Here is a 14,900-nt window from a genome sequence, read left to right as displayed (position 1 = left end):
ACATTTATCAAATAACCAGTTAATTACCGATGAACCCGGATATAGCTCAGACCAGGAAAACATGTGACTACTGCGGCAGGGTATTGCATGGGCGGAGCGATCAGCGTTTCTGCAATGACAGCTGCCGGAACAACTTCAACCGAAGAAAACGGGCAGCTGAGAAAATCGAAGAACACGAAAATACTCCGGAAATTTTCCGGATCATCAAAAAAAACTACGAACTGCTAAAAAAGGTATATCGCCGACCAATGGAAGCTGATGTGAGCGGAACGATGAAAACCGAGGAGTTTCTTCTTATGGGGGTCAATCCCCGGTTCTGTACCAGTTCGTTCACAGACAGTCAGGGCATGACCTGGTTCTGCATGTTTGAAATATGTATCTGTGTTGGGGAGACCTTCACCTTTGTCAAAGATTTTCCGGACCAGGCGAAGATTTAAAACGCCTGTCGGACTCACTTCCTCAATGAGTCAAAGTAAAAAGAACAATCCGATGCCTGTTGTTTATGTCGCGACCGGAAACTGAAACTTTATATTCTCAAGCCACATCGTTGCGAAGTCCAGATGCTCACTATGCTTTCTTGGTAAAAATACGCCAACGCTGTCACTCAGAAAGGTGATGCTTTCCTCATAAATCCCAAGCAGTGCATTTTGAAAACTATAGGGCAGGATGTGCACCGACTCAAAATCTTGCGGAAACTCCCGGTTGTCCACCACCAGAAAGCACATCTCCGGGTCCTGCATCAAATCCCCTTGACGTTTGCAGTAATGGCAGAGGCTATAAAAGTGCCCCTTACCCCAGATACTGGAGAATTTTCCGCCCAGTTTTTCGATGGTCAGGGGCGTGTAGCCCGGACTGAGTAATTTACAATGCCCTTTTCCGTTCATGCGTTCCAACAGTTCGCAGAAGATTTTAGTACTGTTCAGATCTAAAGATTCCATAATGATGTTGCGCCCTTTCACCGGTTGCGCCTCCAGTTAAGTTGATTTCATTTTTTTTATTTCGATAGGGTACCGATTTCCCTAAATGCGGTCATGCACCCGGGCTTTCAGCGACTGGCTGCCCCGGCACTGATCCTTTTCGCGAGCTCCAGCGCCGCCATGACCGCGCAGCCTTTAGCCAGACCCATGCCTTTGTATCGGCATAGGGAAGCAAAGCTGCAGCCTTTCAATCCATCTATTTCTCCACCATGCCCTGTAATGATGCGTGCTGCAAGTTCCAGCGCGGTTTCGCCAGGAGAGCCTGCACCGAGGAGAATAGCAAGAAGCTCACAATCGCTCAGCGCAGCTGCGCCCTGGTCGTACATGCGCTCCCGTGGCCTTGCTTCTTCAGGCAGGGATTTTATTCCCCTGGACTGGCGATGCTCCTGCAGAATGGCTTTCGAGTTTTGATAACCACGGGCATAATAGCTCATCATGGAGAATAGCGAGGTGAATCCCGAGATAAACTCAGGGAAATCACTTTCAAAAACAATCATAACGTGCCGCTGGTAACTGCCATCTTCCCGAAGATCGCTACGGGTGATCTGGAGGTAATAGCGCATGTTTGCGGCTAATTTCAAATCAAAAAAGTAGAACCTTTTGGCGGATGACATAAAGGATTCTGATGCTAAAATTGGATTTCGTTTCATACTAAGATTTTTAATTGTCTAGCAAAACTCCACAGTTCCGAATGAAACAGTCGGTGCAAAAACAACTTACCCGAACACCCAGACCCTTATCCGATTCCAGTTTTTTTTACGCGGTAAAATCGGATAAAATTCAGCGCCCAGCTTGGAAAGGAGAAGAAGTTGGCTATTAAGAAAAAAGGTGATGCAACATTTCCGCTCTTCATATTGTTTAGCTTAAATGTCAGACTAAACGATGCCTATTGTTGGGAAGAGAGTGACAGCGGGGCAATCTTTTCTGACCATAAGGGAAAACACGGAACACATGAAAACAAAAAAAACGGGGACTTATCTGGTTTAAAAACGATCTGCGGCTGCACGACAACAAAGCCCTGGTCACCGCGCAACAGGAATGCAGTGAAGTGCTCTGCTGTTACTGCCTGGAAAAATCAGACTTCGAAAACCATGATCTGGGTTTCCCAAAGGCAGACATCAACCGTTTTAGATTTTTGGAACAGTCGGTTAATAACCTCAAGGCTAACCTGAAGCTAATCGGTGGGCAACTCACTATCGGCATCGAATCCGCACGAACTACCATTCCTGAACTCGTTCAACAATTTCAGATTACCGATATCTATGCAGAAGAGGAGTATGCCAATTATGAGTTGAACCGCATCAAAAGCTTAAGGGAAGAACTCCCTGAAACGGAGTTCCATTTTTTCTGGGGCAAGACGCTGTACCATAAAGACGATATCCCATTTTCTACCGCCAAGATTCCCCTGACCAGTCAGGCCTACCGCATTCCTGCCGGAAAGGAGTCTGAGCCCAGGAAAACCCTCGACATCCCAAAAAAGCTAAACCCAATTAAAAAGGTCAAGGCCACCAGATTCCCCTCTTACAAGGATTATGGCTTCACCTTAAAGGAATACAAACCCGCCAGACCTATTCGTCAATGGCGGTGAAGATGCCGCGCTGGAAAGACTGGAATACTACACGTTCAGATCCGAGGAACTGACCCATTACCGCTGGAGCAGAAACCAGTCCGAAGGCATGGGCTACAGTTCCAAGTTTTCGCCCTATTTAGCCTTGGGCTGCATATCACCAAGGGAAATCGATGAAAAGGTAAAAGCATACGAAGAGAAAATCAAAAAGAACCAGAGCACCTGGTGGCTGATCTTTGAGCTGGTCTGGCGGGACTATTTTAGCTTTAAGTCCATGCGCTTTGGGGATCAGATCTTTAAGACCAAATGGCTACAAAAACAAAACCTATGCCCGGGAAAACGATCCGACTAAATTCAAGAAATGGCGCGAGGGCAAGACCGGCATTCCCTTTATCGACGCCCATATGAGGCAGTTGAACCGGACCGGTTTCATGAGCAATAGGGGCAGGGTCAACTGCGCGAGCTATTTCGTGCATGACCTAAAGATAGACTGGACCTGGGGAGCTGCATATTTCGAGTCCAAACCCATCGATTACGACGTAAGCTCGAACTGGATGAACTGGCACGTGCAGGCCTTTGAGATCTGCTACACCGACCCGGTTAACCAGTCCAATAAATATAAGGCGCAGGATTTCATCCGGCACTGGATCCCGGAGCTCAAAACAGCGAATAACCTGGAAGTATTGATTCCCTGGGAGCACCAGTTCAAGGGTTACCCTAAGCCCATCGAAATTTATCCGAAATGGAGCAGGGCCATTAACTTGATTAAAAAGATAAAACCGAAAGGCTAAACCAATATTTTCTTGATCCTGAAAAGACCGGCCAGTTCTAGTGTACACTCCATAAATAAAAACACCATTAAGATGTCTGAAAATCAAAGACAACAAATAATTGCCGTTATCTGTAGCATCCAGTGCTTTTCGCCCGTTTAAGCTGAAAAGGAACCAACAATGAAAAACAACGCCCTAAAGACCACGCTTTTAATTCTGCTGTTCGCAGCCACGCTCACCGCCTGTAAAAAGCAGACACTCGTCCGCACTGCAGCAGAGGTAAATTCCTTTCTTCCGATGCAGGTTGGTAACCTCTGGTATATGAACAAAGAAAACTACACCGAAATCAAGGATAGCGTGATGATCAGCGGAAAATTATATTACCAGTTTTACTCACTCGTTGGCGGGGACGGGATAGCCATATCATACCTGCGCATCGATGAAAGCGGTAAACTGATCGCCAGCGATCCAAAATATCCGACTATGCAAATCCAGCAGGGCAGTTTTAACGGCAAAATAGGCGATAAGTTCTTCACCACCGGTCAGGGCAGTGACATTGATCAGGAAGTCACCATTACCGAGAAGACAGATACCAAGATCAGCTTTTCTTTTGACTATATCTATCACCCCAATCTGAAAGGTCACCCATATCTGGTAAGTTATATCAAAGGGCAGGGCTTCCCTGGCAATTGGACAAGACTAAGAATAAATGGAGTAGAAAAGAAATAGCGATTCGCTCGCATAAAAGATCGAAACTTTTCTTTCTCGGCGGTCGCTGGCATCGGTGGCGGCTATTACTTCGGCACTGCCTGCGGGAGCATCCATATCTCATTGTACTGGCCTTCTTACCCTATACAAAAAAGAAAACTGAGTTTTTTAACCAGACATGGCCAATTACAGTTAAGGGAAGCCTGCATGAAGACACCAGGGAAGAATGTGAAAGCCTGATGCAAAAATATCAGCTAAAAGTCAAGCTAATTAAAAGCATCCGGGATAAAGAGCACCTATACATTACCATATTTTTTTCTTTTTTGTTAACACAAAGTTAGCCCGGCACAAAACAGGAAAAATATGACCAGTTTAATAAATCAAAATAAATTGATACTGATTAAATCGCTGGTTATGTCACCAGTTACAGTGTTAATGCAGGTCCAACGATTTTCATTCCACATTCTTCATGGATTTTTTCGATCTGCGCTTTTGTAGGTATTCCTTTCAGGTTACTCATGGTCCTGAAAAAATCCTCCGCCTTACCTGCAGGCTGAACAAAATAAATCAACTTTCCCTCGTCACTTTGCTGTATCCAGGTATGTGGGATATTTCGAGGTAGGAATATGGTATCGCCCGGACCCATCAGTAAGGTCTCGCCGTCCACCACAAAGCGGTAATTGCCCGAGACCACATAGAACACCTCGTCCTGGTCAAAATGAACATGATAGGAAGGCCCTATTTTTTCATGGCCAATGTATTCAAATAGCGCAACCTGCCCATCGGTATCCTTTCCTGAAATTTTGATGTCATTTGGATTTTTGCCCTTGTAGAGAAAGGATTCGTTGAACCTACCTTTGCCGGCATCGATCTTAAAAGGCTTTTTTGCCGAAGCGTTAGCCGCAATTGCATTTTTGCCAAGCGCCAGTAATGCTACTGCGCCAATACCCTGTTGTATGAATTTTTTTCTTTCCATTTTATCGTCTTTTGACAGACAAAAATCGGCAAACTGGCGAACGCTTTAGTGGTAGAAAATGGACATTTTAATACACCTCCTCAGTACCAAGAAGTCTTTCCGGAGAACCCATCGAAAAAAAGGATGATGGCGTTTGACCGGTGAAAGCCTTCGTTTCTTTACTCAGGTGCTGATAATCATAATAACCGCAGGCCACTGCAATATTAAACCAGCTCATTTCAGGGTAAGCGTTTTTCATCCGGTAGGCCTGGTCAAAGCGTACAACTCTGAGATACTCCTTAGGAGAAATGCCCGCCCGCTGTATAAATTTGCGGTCGAACTGCCGGTGAGAAAGGCAGGCATTCGATACATACCAATCTAAATGCTGCGTGGGCTCAAGCATCAGTCGCGTCATGCGATCGATGGGCAGCGGATCATACAGGGTATTACCGAACAATTTCGACAGGAAGGATTCCACAATCTGAATCATATGCCGGTGGTCTCTAGAATGGTACAATTGATCATTAACCGATTCAACCTCACTGCCCAGCACAAGTTCCGCCTCGATGGATTCATTCGTTAGTTCCTCAAGCGAAAGCCCTAGTAACCTGTGCAAAGCATCTGGCTGAAAGACCACCTGTAGGGAGAGGAACTTTTTAAACACGGTCCGTTGGTTCACGATGGTATGCTGACCAATCAGCAGCGCATTCTTGGGCTTCACCTTTCTTCCTTGATATTCGATCAGCGTTGGACAAGGGAAAAACTGCAGGCATTGTTCGGGCCTGGGAGAATAAGCCTTTGGAGGTATGGGGAGCGAATGCTGAAATTCAAAATCTATGATCCGATACAGCCTGATGAACTGGCTGAGTGCAGGACTGGGATAAATTTCTCGTAAGTGCATACAGACTCCTTATGGATTTAAAGGTAAGTAATTTATGTACAAAACGTTAGCTTACTGTAAAAATGATCTTGAAGATAACTCGGATATAAAATTTATCTTCCTGGATAGGATGACCAACCGGTTTACCTGAAATTCCGCCCCGAGGGCAATACCAGGTCACTCCCTTGCTGCCGTACCTGCGTCCGTTTATCCACTGGAATAAAAGCATCCGCTAGCTCATCCTGCGCCAGGTTTTTCATCAGCCCGGTAAGATCCACACATTTTTTCACAATCACATGCACCACTTCGCCTTCCTTCTGTACCTTGCCCTCCACCATCAACAGTTTAGCGCCCAACACCTCCCTGCGGTACTTGGTAAAAAGTCCCTCAAACACCACCAGGTTCGCAACCCCCGTTTCATCCTCAATGGTAATAAAACACACCCCGCCGGCCGTCCCAGGCCTTTGCCTAACCAGTACCAATCCCGCCACTTTCGCCAATCTCCCGTCGTGCGATTCCGCAATTTCCCGCGTCGATAAAATCCTAAGCAATGACAGCTTTTCCCGAACAAAGCTCACCGGATGCGCTTTTAAAGACAGCGCGGTAGCCGCATAATCCTGCACCACATGCGCCGAATCCGCCATCAGCGGCAAACTGATCTGCCCCTCTGAGGCAGATTCCGATGCCTGCCCCTTAAAGAGTTCCACCGGCCGATCCGCCAGAGCAGAGACTTCCCAGAGTGCCCGCCTTCTGTCCAGACCCAGAGAGCGGAACGCATCCGCATCCGCCAGCCTTTCCAGCGTCGATAGCGAAAGCCCCGCATCCATCAGCTCATGGACTAAAGCAAAGGGAGTCACTCGTCTGCTGAGCAGTACAGCCATTTCCTCCTCCCGGATCCCGGTCACCTGACGAAAGCCCAGCCTGATCGAATAATACTTCCCCGATTTTTTCTCCAGTACATTGTCCCAGAAAGAATAATTCACATCCACCGGCAGTACCTCGACCCCATGGTTTTTGGCATCAATGACAATCTGGGCGGGCTGGTAAAAGCCCATCGGCATGGAGTTCAGCAAGGCAGCAGCAAAGACATCAGGGTAGTAACATTTCAGCCAGCACGATACGTAAACCAGCAGCGCAAAACTTGCCGCATGGCTCTCCGGGAACCCATAACTGCCGAAACCCTCGAGTTGCTTAAAGATACGTTTCGCAAAGTCCTCACTATAGCCCCGGGAAGTCATCCCGTCAATCAGCTTCCGCTCAAACTGGTTGACCAGCCCCTTAAACTTGAAGGTCGCCATACTTCGCCTCAGGGCGTCCGCTTCGGCAGGGGTAAAGCCTGCCGCGACAATCGCAATCTTCATCGCCTGTTCCTGAAACAGCGGCACGCCAAGCGTCCGCCCCAATATCTCCTCTAATTCCTTGGAGGGATATTCGATCGCCTCTTCTCCATTCCGCCTGCGCAGGTAAGGGTGCACCATATCCCCCTGGATCGGGCCAGGCCGTACAATGGCCACTTCGATCACCAGATCATAAAAACAGTTTGGTCGAAGCCTGGGCAGCATGGACTGCTGCGCCCGGCTCTCGATCTGGAATACCCCGATGGTATCGGCATGGCTGATCATCTCATACACCTTCGGGTCATCCTTTTCATTGATCTTGGCCAAAGTCAGATCCAGTCCATAATGTAATTTTGCCAGATCAAAGGCCTTGCGGATACAGGTCAGCATGCCCAGCGCCAGCACATCGATCTTTAAAAATCCCAGCGCCTCTATATCATCCTTATTCCACTCGATATTGGTCCGGTCCGCCATTCTGGCATTTAAAATAGGGCAGAGGTCGGTCAGCTTGCCACGGGTAATCACAAATCCCCCGGTATGCTGGCCCAGTTGCCGTGGAAAGCCCATCATCTGCGAAGTCAGCTCCAGTACCTTCCTTAAATGCCCATCTTTGGGATTCAGCCCGGCTTCCAAAATCCTTGCCTCATCAAACCATTCATCAGTATACTGCCAGAGCGCACCGGATAATTTTCCAACCGTATCAGCAGACAGCCCCATGGCCTTGCCCACATCCCGGATGGCCCCTTTCTGGTGCTGCTGGGTGACAGTCGCCACAATCGCCGCCCGGTCCCGTCCATATTTTTCATAGATGTACTGGATCACTTCTTCCCGCCGTTCATGCTCAAAATCCACATCAATGTCCGGCGGCTCATTTCTGGCTGAAGAGATAAAGCGCTCAAAAAGCAGATCAAATTTGGCCGGATTGACCGAAGTAATCCCTAAACAATAACAGATCGTGGAATTGGCCGCCGAACCGCGTCCCTGGCAAAGAATGCCCCTGCTGCGGGCGAATTTTACAATATCATAAACCGTTAGAAAGTATGGTGCATAATCCATCTCCCGAATAAAACTCATCTCATGGGCAATGTTCGATCGAATCTTCTCCGGAACCTCCTCCCCAAAAATTTCAGCGACCCCATTCCAGGTCAGATAAACCAGTTCTTCCATCGGGGACCGCCCGCCGGAAGTGATCTCATCGGGATAAACATATTTCAGCTCGTCCAGTGAAAAATGACACCGTTCCCCCAGCGCATAAGCATTGCTGATCGCTGAGGGATATTGCCTGAAGAGCCTGGACATCTCCGCCTTGTCCTTCAGATGACGCTCGGCGTTATGGTGCAATAGCAGTCCCGCATTGTGTATCGTACATTTCTCCCGCGTGCAGGTCAATATATCCTGCAACTCCCTGCGGGCGGGACAGTGATAATGCACGTCATTGGTTGCCGCCAGCGGAATTCCTAAAGAAGCTGCCAGTTTATCCAGCCTGAATAAGCGCTTATGGTCATCCCCGCTATAACTCCGGCTTGCCGATAAATGCAGGGCACTGCCCAAAGCCTCTTTATAAACCCCTAGTTGGGACTTAAAAGCATCTTCAAAATCAAAAAGCTGGTTAAGCTCTGCCGGAGGCACCGCAATAAATTCGATGCCGGAAGAGACCGAAAATACATCCTCCATATACAAATGGCATTGACCTTTCTCTGCCCGCAGGTTTCCCAGACTAAGCAAGCCCGACAGCCTGCCATAAGCCTCGATATCCCTGGGATAAGCCAGCAAAGATGGTCCGTCAAGCAAATCCAGCCGGCAGGCGGGTATCAAAGAAATGTTTTTATCCTTGGCCGCGGCATGCGCCCGCACGATACCCGCCAGCGTATTTCTATCGGTAATCGCTATTTTTTTATAACCCATCAATTCCCCTTGCCCGATGAGTTCCTCGGGGTGAGAAGCGCCCCGAAGAAAACTAAAATTACTGGTCACCTGTAACTCTGTATATTCCATCACCTTTAAGCAAAAAATCCATGGATAAACCAGCCAGAAGTCTTCTTTTCATCATAATGCCCGGAGCGGAAAAGCCAGTAGCGTCTGCCCGCTTCATCCTCCACCTGGTAATAGTCCCGGTGCTCCCCGGCATCCAGCCACCATTCCCGCTCAATACGCTCCGGACCGTCCGCTTTTTTGACCAGATGCTTAACGCCCCGGTAAATAAAAAGCATCGGCGGATAATCAGGGATCGGGGCGCTCACCCTAACGGCTTCCGGAATACCCAGTAGCTGCACCGGGCGCATCCGGTCTGTCCGCCAGGGGGTTAAAACTGGCTCATCCAGGCTCTCCGCCACCTTAACCGATCGCTCGGGCCAGTGATAGGGCTGGGGCAGGTACCGCCGGATCACGGACGCCCCAAACTTTCCCGAGATCTGGTCCAAGAGTTCAGCCATCCCCGAATCCTCAGTTCCCAAAACCTTCCACATGGATTCCTGATGTACCTTTAAATCTTCCACTTTTAGTCCTTCGAGCACAAACAGTTCAATACCCAGGCCCGGCGCGATCTCTTCGATCTTGAGCGAAAACAGCTTGTTTAAATGCGAAACTGAAATATTCGGACTGCCCGTTCCGATTCTGGTTTCCAGTACCTTCCCATCAATCCGGTAGCTGAGCAGCCTAGCCGAACGCAAGCCTAATCCCTCACCTTTTAGTTTCTTACAAAGTCCTTCTAACAGCTTTTGAATCGCAATCTCAATTGCTGTTCGCGTCCGTACCGGCTCTAAACAAGGCAGCCGCCCGGAGAACTCCGCCGGCAATTCCACAGGCGTAAAACTTTCCTCCCGCATGCCCAGTGCCTGCTCCATCTTTTCCACCGCCGCCTCGCCAATCCTGCGCCGCAAGACCGAACGCGGCATATGGATAAAGAGGCTGATTTTGGATAGTCCCAGTTTAATCAGTTTCGCAGAGGACAGCGCTTCCAGCCGCAAGGCCATGGGCGGCAGAGGGGATAGCGCTTCCAGTTCCCCGCCAGAAGCGACAATGGGCGAGACTTTTCCAAACCTGGCCACGGCCCAGGAAGCACCGATGGTATCCGAGATCGCTGCCCGGACAAAATACCCAGCACCCCGGAGCCGGAGTACAATTTCCTTCAGGTACCCTTTTTCCCCGCCCCATAAATGTGCGCAGCCCGAGATATCCAGCAAGAGTCCGTCTTCTCCGTCCACGCCCGCCAGCGGCGAATAGCGGATGCACCACTGGCCCAGATGGCGAAGTAAAACCATGTTGCGATGCCCCTGGTTTTCCACTACTTCCAGCTCCGGCAGGATCGCCCGCGCATCGGCCAGCGGCATGCCCGGATAAACACCAAGCGCGCCCGCTTCAGCAGAACTTGCCGTAACCACCACCCGGTTTCCTACCTTGTCGGCAAAAACCAGAGGAATACCAGCAAACTCGGGCCGCTTGATCCTTTTCCAGTCGACCAAGAGTGAGGGAAACCAGATCGACATGTACCGCCTAGCCATACTGCGCCTCCCTTTCTTCCATGTCCAAATCATCCATAATATCCACGGCAGAGAGTTTACCATTCACACATTCCAGCACCACGCTGCCCGGAATCCCGTTTTTCACTTTGAGCAGCTCCACCTGCCAGCGCGCAAAGCCCAGACCGGGCAGCCCGTCCTTGGGCGCGCTGGGCAAGGCTGATACCTGCCACCTGACCGCTGCCACTGTAGAGGATAATTTTTCCATATTCTTTCGCAGCGTAAAACAGCTTACCCTGCTTTTTTCCATTACCAGCTGAAGCCGTCTCGACTGCGCAAAGCTGATCACCGATACCTCCATCACCACAGCCGAAAGCCCATCACATTTCAGCGCTTCCTCCGCGGCCCATAATACATCCCGGTCCGAAGCTAAATCAATAAAGACCACGCGTTCTGGCGATAGCCCAAAGGCTGCCAGGGCCGAGGGAAAGATTTTCCGGGAAGCACTTACCCACATGCAGCCACCTTTTCCCGCCATCAGACGCGCAAGCAGCGAAGCGATAAAGCCGCCTGTCGAGGCAAGGGATTCCATATCGCCCGCAATAAATTCATGCAGCACCCCAAGCGGAATCCTGCCCATTGGAAAGATTGCGTCCAAACATCCCGCACCCGAAGACATCGCCCTTCCCTCCACGCCGGGCTTATAGCCTTCCAGTGATAGGATGCGCTCCTGCAACTGCGATACAATAGCCTTTTTGCCGCTCAGCATGCTCCGGGGAATTTTAAGTGAAAAAGAAAATTTTAATAGCATTACAAAATTAATACTAAAAATATTAGTAATTATAAATTGTTAACAAATATAAATTCGAATGGTTTTAAACCGGTTCAAACGAAGATTTATAGCGGCTAAAATGTTGATAAATACTAAATTAATTAGTAATTTTAAAGAATCGAGAAGACAAAATCCAAAACAAATGACGGAAATCGATCATTTTTCATCGGCCGACAACATCTGCTGCCAGCTGATCTGCTTCGGCAATACCGGACCCTGGCAGGTACTGCCGGAAGGGGAGATCATAGGCATTTTGCAAAAGGAGCAGGGCCAGTGGACGCAGGTCTATCTTCCCGAAATAGAGGAAACGCTCTTCCGGGAGATTACCCTTGCCATCGATAGGGCCGGCTTTAATTTCCTCCCCAAAGAACTGCTCGGCCGCTGGCCAAAGCAGCTGAGGGAAGTCATCATGCAATCCGACCACGAGTACCTTGTGGTATGCAAAGCGGAGATCAACTTTGCGGCCTTCAGCCGCATCTTTTCAACCTATATCTCCGGTATGCTCCAGGATGAATGGGAGATCTGCCTCAAACTTTTCAGCCATGGCTTTTCGATGGACAAAACCGTTCCGGCAAAAAAATGAAGCAAAAGGGAAATCCGGCCTTAAGCAGGACCAAAAAAACTAGAACGTGTATGATTTCCGGATGTACATAAACAGTCCCGGACCAACCTCATCGGCAGTTTTGATCCGGATGTGGTTCTCAAATTTTTTGCCCGAGGCGGCACTTTTGGCCACCGGCTTTTCCGGATGCGCCACCGCCGAATAAAACTTGATATCCAGCTCTTTTTTCATCGGCCGGATGATCAGAAAGCCAACCCTTCTGGTAAACACAATACAGTTCGGGGTCACCCCGATCAGTACCCCCGGCCAGCAGGACACCTCCGCAAGGATCTTATCAAAGGCCAGCACCAGTTCGGCCGATCGCCCGACAAACAGACTGTCCAGGTCTACCCGCCGGCAATAATGCCGGTAATCCTTCCAGGGCAGTTCACGGTCACAGTCGGGGCAGGTCCAGCTCATCGCTTTTTTTTTACCCAGATATAGCGAAAACCATGCCGTAGCCTCACAGAGACCGCTACCTGTACAAGCCGGGAAATGAGCATCAATTAAGCTTCAGCAGATACGCGCGGGTGATAAGCTTCAGGCCAGTTCCACAGCCTTGCCTCAGAGAGGACATGCCGGGCCATACACCATCAATTGCTAGATCAACTTTGCGGCCGCTTCCATAAAATAATCTATTTTATGCGTGCAGGGATCAGCGGATTTCGCTTTCCCAAACAGCTCAAGGGCCTTTGGTGCATCGCCCTGCCTAAGGTAATAGATGCCCAGATTACGGTAAGCGTAGGCATTCTCCGCATCCAGGCCAAGGGATTTCTCTATATCCGCCAGGCCGCCCGCTGCATCCCCGAGCATAATCCTGGACAGCCCGCGGTTGCAATAAGAATAGGCAAATAGCGGATCAACCTCGATGGCCCTGTCAAACACAGCAACAGCCTCCCCGTAGCGTTCCATATCATTCAGGGTAAAGCCAAAATTGTTCAGTGCATATTTATGGTCCGGATCCAGGGCCAGGGCCTGCCGATAATAGTGGACTGCCTCTTCAGTTTTATCCAGGTTCGAGCAGGCCAGCGCCGCATTGGAAAAATCGTCAGCCTCAAAGCCGGCTACCTTTAAATGCTCAACCGACAACAGCCAGGCCTTTTCGTAGTCCTTCGAATGCAGGTAAGCCAGGGTCGCAAGCCTGAAAATTTCCGGCTCCCGGATTACCTTGAGCACCTGCTGCTCAAAGAGCATCCCCGCCTGTGCATAATTTCCTTCATCGTACAGCGCCACTGCCCGGTTAAGCGCAGGCTCCGCCCGCTTTATCCTGACCAGGTTCCGGATCTGCCGCCCGTCATTGTTCACCTGCTTTCCCTGAAAAGTGGTCACCGGTCTGGAGGAAGGGATCAGGCTCTGAAACATACTGAAAATGGATACGCCCAGAAAAACGGCCAGAAGGAGTCTGACCGAACCGTGCGCATCGAAATACATCGACAGGGAAAAAGCCGCTGCGGCCATCAGAAAGGGGCTAAGCGGACCCGCCAGGAGCTCGACAATTTTTTTGTTTACCGAAAAAGAATGGTCATCCAGTACACACATCCCGCCGCTCCATTTAAAAGGATTCCTGCGGATATACACAGTAAGTTTGCCCGCTGAGCATTTGTAGGATCCATGAACGTCCCCATGCGAGCCCAGGTAAACAGTCGCACCGGCTGCGGAAAACCGCATCCCGGTAAGCGCATGCCCCAGTTCATGGATAACGGTAATAAGCATAAAAGAAATCCGGCACAAAATGCCGCCAAGGAGCAGGATCAGAGCAAAATTCATTCGAGGTCAATTTGGTTGACTAAAGATTGGCATAATTTCCCGCTTAAAAAAACAAGTGGAACATATAGTTTTACAGACTGAATCCGCCCGGGGGGAAGGGTAGGCCATAACTGGAAAAACTGCAGCAGGCAAGGCCCATACCGTTCATTCCACTAAACATCCCGGCCTACGCCAAAATCCGAAATCAGTTCATCGATAAACTTGCTGCGGTTGTTGGGATTAAAAAGCAGATACACCTGATGGCGCGCCCGGGTCAGGGCCACATAAAACAGCCTTCTTTCCTCCGCGTTTTCGTAACTTTCCCCCTCATGCAAAAGATTCCCCAAAATCGGATCATCCGCCATTTCCGATGGGAAACCGTACACCCCGCCATCCAGATCCAGCAAAACCGAAACCTCGCAGGTCAGTCCCTTACAGGCATGCGCGGTATGGTACACCAGCTTAAACTTAGGGTAAAGCCGCTGCAGTTCCCGCAGGTCCGGCGGCGCGTTGTGGTGGTAACGGCCTATCAGAAACACCGTTCCACAGGTATGGTCCATCGAAATCCTGCCCACCACCCCGCAAAGCACATCGAACTTCTGCAGGGCCCGCTGCGCCCTGTTTCCCGAAAGGACCTGCGGCACCAGCACAAAAGGGGGCAGGCTGGCCTTAAAAGGAGAGGACAGCTGCTTGCTCAGTTGCGAGGGATTCGCCATCACAAAGCTACTGCTTAAAGCCAGGATCCTGTCATTAAAACGGTAGGTCTGCAGGACACTGTTGGCAGCCGTTGCCCCAAAATGTCTGGAGAACTGCGTAATGATACTGATATCACTTCCCGTGAAGCGGAAAATCGACTGCCAGTCATCCCCGACCGCATACAGCTTCGACTCAGGGCTCGCTGCTTTCAAGGCCTTCAGTAATCCGTACCTGCCCAGCGACATGTTGGGGATTTCAGCAATAGTATCCACTCCGTTTTATTCCAAAGTGTGCAGCCGACTTTTTGCCTCTGGGGTTTGATTCAAGTAGCTTAAAGGAGGTCAAATATAATCTTCTCTCCCCAATTTTACAG

General features: G+C 49.6%; 15 protein-coding genes. 5 read left to right on the top strand and 10 right to left on the bottom strand.

The window, feature by feature from the left end:
• Positions 1 to 29: 29 nt before the first annotated feature.
• On the top strand, positions 30 to 437 hold the full coding sequence (locus DF947_RS17655; RefSeq protein ID WP_109931381.1) for a hypothetical protein: 408 nt from the start codon (positions 30 to 32) through the stop codon (positions 435 to 437).
• Between the two features lie 63 nt (positions 438 to 500).
• Here DF947_RS17655 and DF947_RS22135 read toward each other — a convergent pair whose 3' ends face one another.
• Positions 501 to 938, bottom strand: a complete 438-nt coding sequence (locus tag DF947_RS22135) for a DUF6908 domain-containing protein (protein ID WP_146202940.1) — start codon at positions 936 to 938, stop codon at positions 501 to 503.
• Positions 939 to 1,045: 107 nt separating this feature from the next.
• A complete protein-coding gene (locus DF947_RS17645) occupies positions 1,046 to 1,627 on the bottom strand; it encodes a UPF0758 domain-containing protein (RefSeq protein ID WP_109931379.1) in 582 nt (193 codons plus the stop codon).
• Positions 1,628 to 1,953: 326 nt separating this feature from the next.
• Here DF947_RS17645 and DF947_RS22430 point away from each other — a divergent pair, with 326 nt between their 5' ends.
• The 3 genes from DF947_RS22430 (at position 1,954) to DF947_RS17635 (ending at position 4,043) form a co-directional block, all read left to right on the top strand.
• Positions 1,954 to 2,565, top strand: a complete 612-nt coding sequence (locus DF947_RS22430) for a deoxyribodipyrimidine photo-lyase (RefSeq protein WP_205940821.1) — start codon at positions 1,954 to 1,956, stop codon at positions 2,563 to 2,565.
• A gap of 260 nt (positions 2,566 to 2,825) precedes the next feature.
• Complete coding sequence (locus DF947_RS22425) at positions 2,826 to 3,335, top strand: FAD-binding domain-containing protein (RefSeq protein ID WP_205940816.1); 510 nt, start codon at positions 2,826 to 2,828, stop codon at positions 3,333 to 3,335.
• A gap of 159 nt (positions 3,336 to 3,494) precedes the next feature.
• On the top strand, positions 3,495 to 4,043 hold the full coding sequence (locus DF947_RS17635; RefSeq protein WP_109931378.1) for a hypothetical protein: 549 nt from the start codon (positions 3,495 to 3,497) through the stop codon (positions 4,041 to 4,043).
• A gap of 403 nt (positions 4,044 to 4,446) precedes the next feature.
• Here DF947_RS17635 and DF947_RS17630 read toward each other — a convergent pair whose 3' ends face one another.
• From DF947_RS17630 to DF947_RS17610, 5 genes are all read right to left on the bottom strand, one after another.
• Complete coding sequence (locus tag DF947_RS17630) at positions 4,447 to 4,998, bottom strand: cupin domain-containing protein (protein ID WP_109931377.1); 552 nt, start codon at positions 4,996 to 4,998, stop codon at positions 4,447 to 4,449.
• Between the two features lie 67 nt (positions 4,999 to 5,065).
• Positions 5,066 to 5,878, bottom strand: a complete 813-nt coding sequence (locus DF947_RS17625) for a helix-turn-helix domain-containing protein (RefSeq protein ID WP_109931376.1) — start codon at positions 5,876 to 5,878, stop codon at positions 5,066 to 5,068.
• Between the two features lie 122 nt (positions 5,879 to 6,000).
• Entirely contained in the window at positions 6,001 to 9,189 is a 3,189-nt protein-coding gene (locus DF947_RS17620) for an error-prone DNA polymerase (RefSeq protein ID WP_109931375.1), read from the bottom strand.
• A 5-nt stretch (positions 9,190 to 9,194) separates the two neighbouring features.
• The gene (locus DF947_RS17615) at positions 9,195 to 10,679 is read right to left on the bottom strand and encodes a Y-family DNA polymerase (protein ID WP_240615406.1); all 1,485 of its coding nucleotides are present in this window, start codon (positions 10,677 to 10,679) and stop codon (positions 9,195 to 9,197) included.
• A gap of 7 nt (positions 10,680 to 10,686) precedes the next feature.
• Positions 10,687 to 11,463 carry an ImuA family protein gene (locus tag DF947_RS17610; RefSeq protein WP_109931373.1) on the bottom strand — a complete coding sequence of 259 codons (777 nt, stop codon included), beginning with the start codon at positions 11,461 to 11,463 and terminating at the stop codon, positions 10,687 to 10,689.
• A 163-nt stretch (positions 11,464 to 11,626) separates the two neighbouring features.
• Between DF947_RS17610 and DF947_RS17605 the strand changes: the two genes are divergently transcribed.
• Positions 11,627 to 12,067, top strand: a complete 441-nt coding sequence (locus DF947_RS17605; RefSeq protein WP_146202939.1) for a hypothetical protein — start codon at positions 11,627 to 11,629, stop codon at positions 12,065 to 12,067.
• Between the two features lie 39 nt (positions 12,068 to 12,106).
• Here the strand turns inward: DF947_RS17605 and DF947_RS22130 are convergent, their stop codons facing one another.
• The 3 genes from DF947_RS22130 to DF947_RS17595 all read right to left on the bottom strand — a co-directional run bounded on the left by DF947_RS22130 (position 12,107) and on the right by DF947_RS17595 (position 14,799).
• Entirely contained in the window at positions 12,107 to 12,505 is a 399-nt protein-coding gene (locus tag DF947_RS22130; RefSeq protein WP_146202938.1) for a DUF5655 domain-containing protein, read from the bottom strand.
• 180 nt (positions 12,506 to 12,685) lie between these two features.
• Positions 12,686 to 13,852 carry a tetratricopeptide repeat protein gene (locus tag DF947_RS17600; protein WP_109931371.1) on the bottom strand — a complete coding sequence of 389 codons (1,167 nt, stop codon included), beginning with the start codon at positions 13,850 to 13,852 and terminating at the stop codon, positions 12,686 to 12,688.
• A gap of 152 nt (positions 13,853 to 14,004) precedes the next feature.
• Positions 14,005 to 14,799: a 3'-5' exonuclease gene (locus DF947_RS17595; protein WP_146202937.1), complete on the bottom strand. Its 795-nt coding sequence runs from the start codon at positions 14,797 to 14,799 to the stop codon at positions 14,005 to 14,007.
• Positions 14,800 to 14,900 lie beyond the last annotated feature (101 nt).

The organism is Pedobacter paludis (genome assembly GCF_003173575.1).
Classification (GTDB): domain Bacteria; phylum Bacteroidota; class Bacteroidia; order Sphingobacteriales; family Sphingobacteriaceae; genus Pedobacter; species Pedobacter paludis.
This window is presented reverse-complemented; position numbering and strand designations above follow the sequence as displayed.

Bases quoted from the DNA above. Each gene is read 5' to 3' on its own strand.
- DF947_RS22130 (WP_146202938.1), bottom strand. From the start codon at position 12,505: ATGAGCTGGACCTGCCCCGACTGTGACCGTGAACTGCCCTGGAAGGAT.
- DF947_RS17625 (WP_109931376.1), bottom strand. From the start codon at position 5,878: ATGCACTTACGAGAAATTTATCCCAGTCCTGCACTCAGCCAGTTCATC.
- DF947_RS17655 (WP_109931381.1), top strand. From the start codon at position 30: ATGAACCCGGATATAGCTCAGACCAGGAAAACATGTGACTACTGCGGC.
- DF947_RS17615 (WP_240615406.1), bottom strand. From the start codon at position 10,679: ATGTCGATCTGGTTTCCCTCACTCTTGGTCGACTGGAAAAGGATCAAG.
- DF947_RS17620 (WP_109931375.1), bottom strand. From the start codon at position 9,189: ATGGAATATACAGAGTTACAGGTGACCAGTAATTTTAGTTTTCTTCGG.
- DF947_RS17610 (WP_109931373.1), bottom strand. From the start codon at position 11,463: ATGCTATTAAAATTTTCTTTTTCACTTAAAATTCCCCGGAGCATGCTG.
- DF947_RS17635 (WP_109931378.1), top strand. From the start codon at position 3,495: ATGAAAAACAACGCCCTAAAGACCACGCTTTTAATTCTGCTGTTCGCA.
- DF947_RS17630 (WP_109931377.1), bottom strand. From the start codon at position 4,998: ATGGAAAGAAAAAAATTCATACAACAGGGTATTGGCGCAGTAGCATTA.
- DF947_RS17605 (WP_146202939.1), top strand. From the start codon at position 11,627: ATGACGGAAATCGATCATTTTTCATCGGCCGACAACATCTGCTGCCAG.
- DF947_RS17600 (WP_109931371.1), bottom strand. From the start codon at position 13,852: ATGAATTTTGCTCTGATCCTGCTCCTTGGCGGCATTTTGTGCCGGATT.
- DF947_RS17645 (WP_109931379.1), bottom strand. From the start codon at position 1,627: ATGAAACGAAATCCAATTTTAGCATCAGAATCCTTTATGTCATCCGCC.
- DF947_RS22135 (WP_146202940.1), bottom strand. From the start codon at position 938: ATGGAATCTTTAGATCTGAACAGTACTAAAATCTTCTGCGAACTGTTG.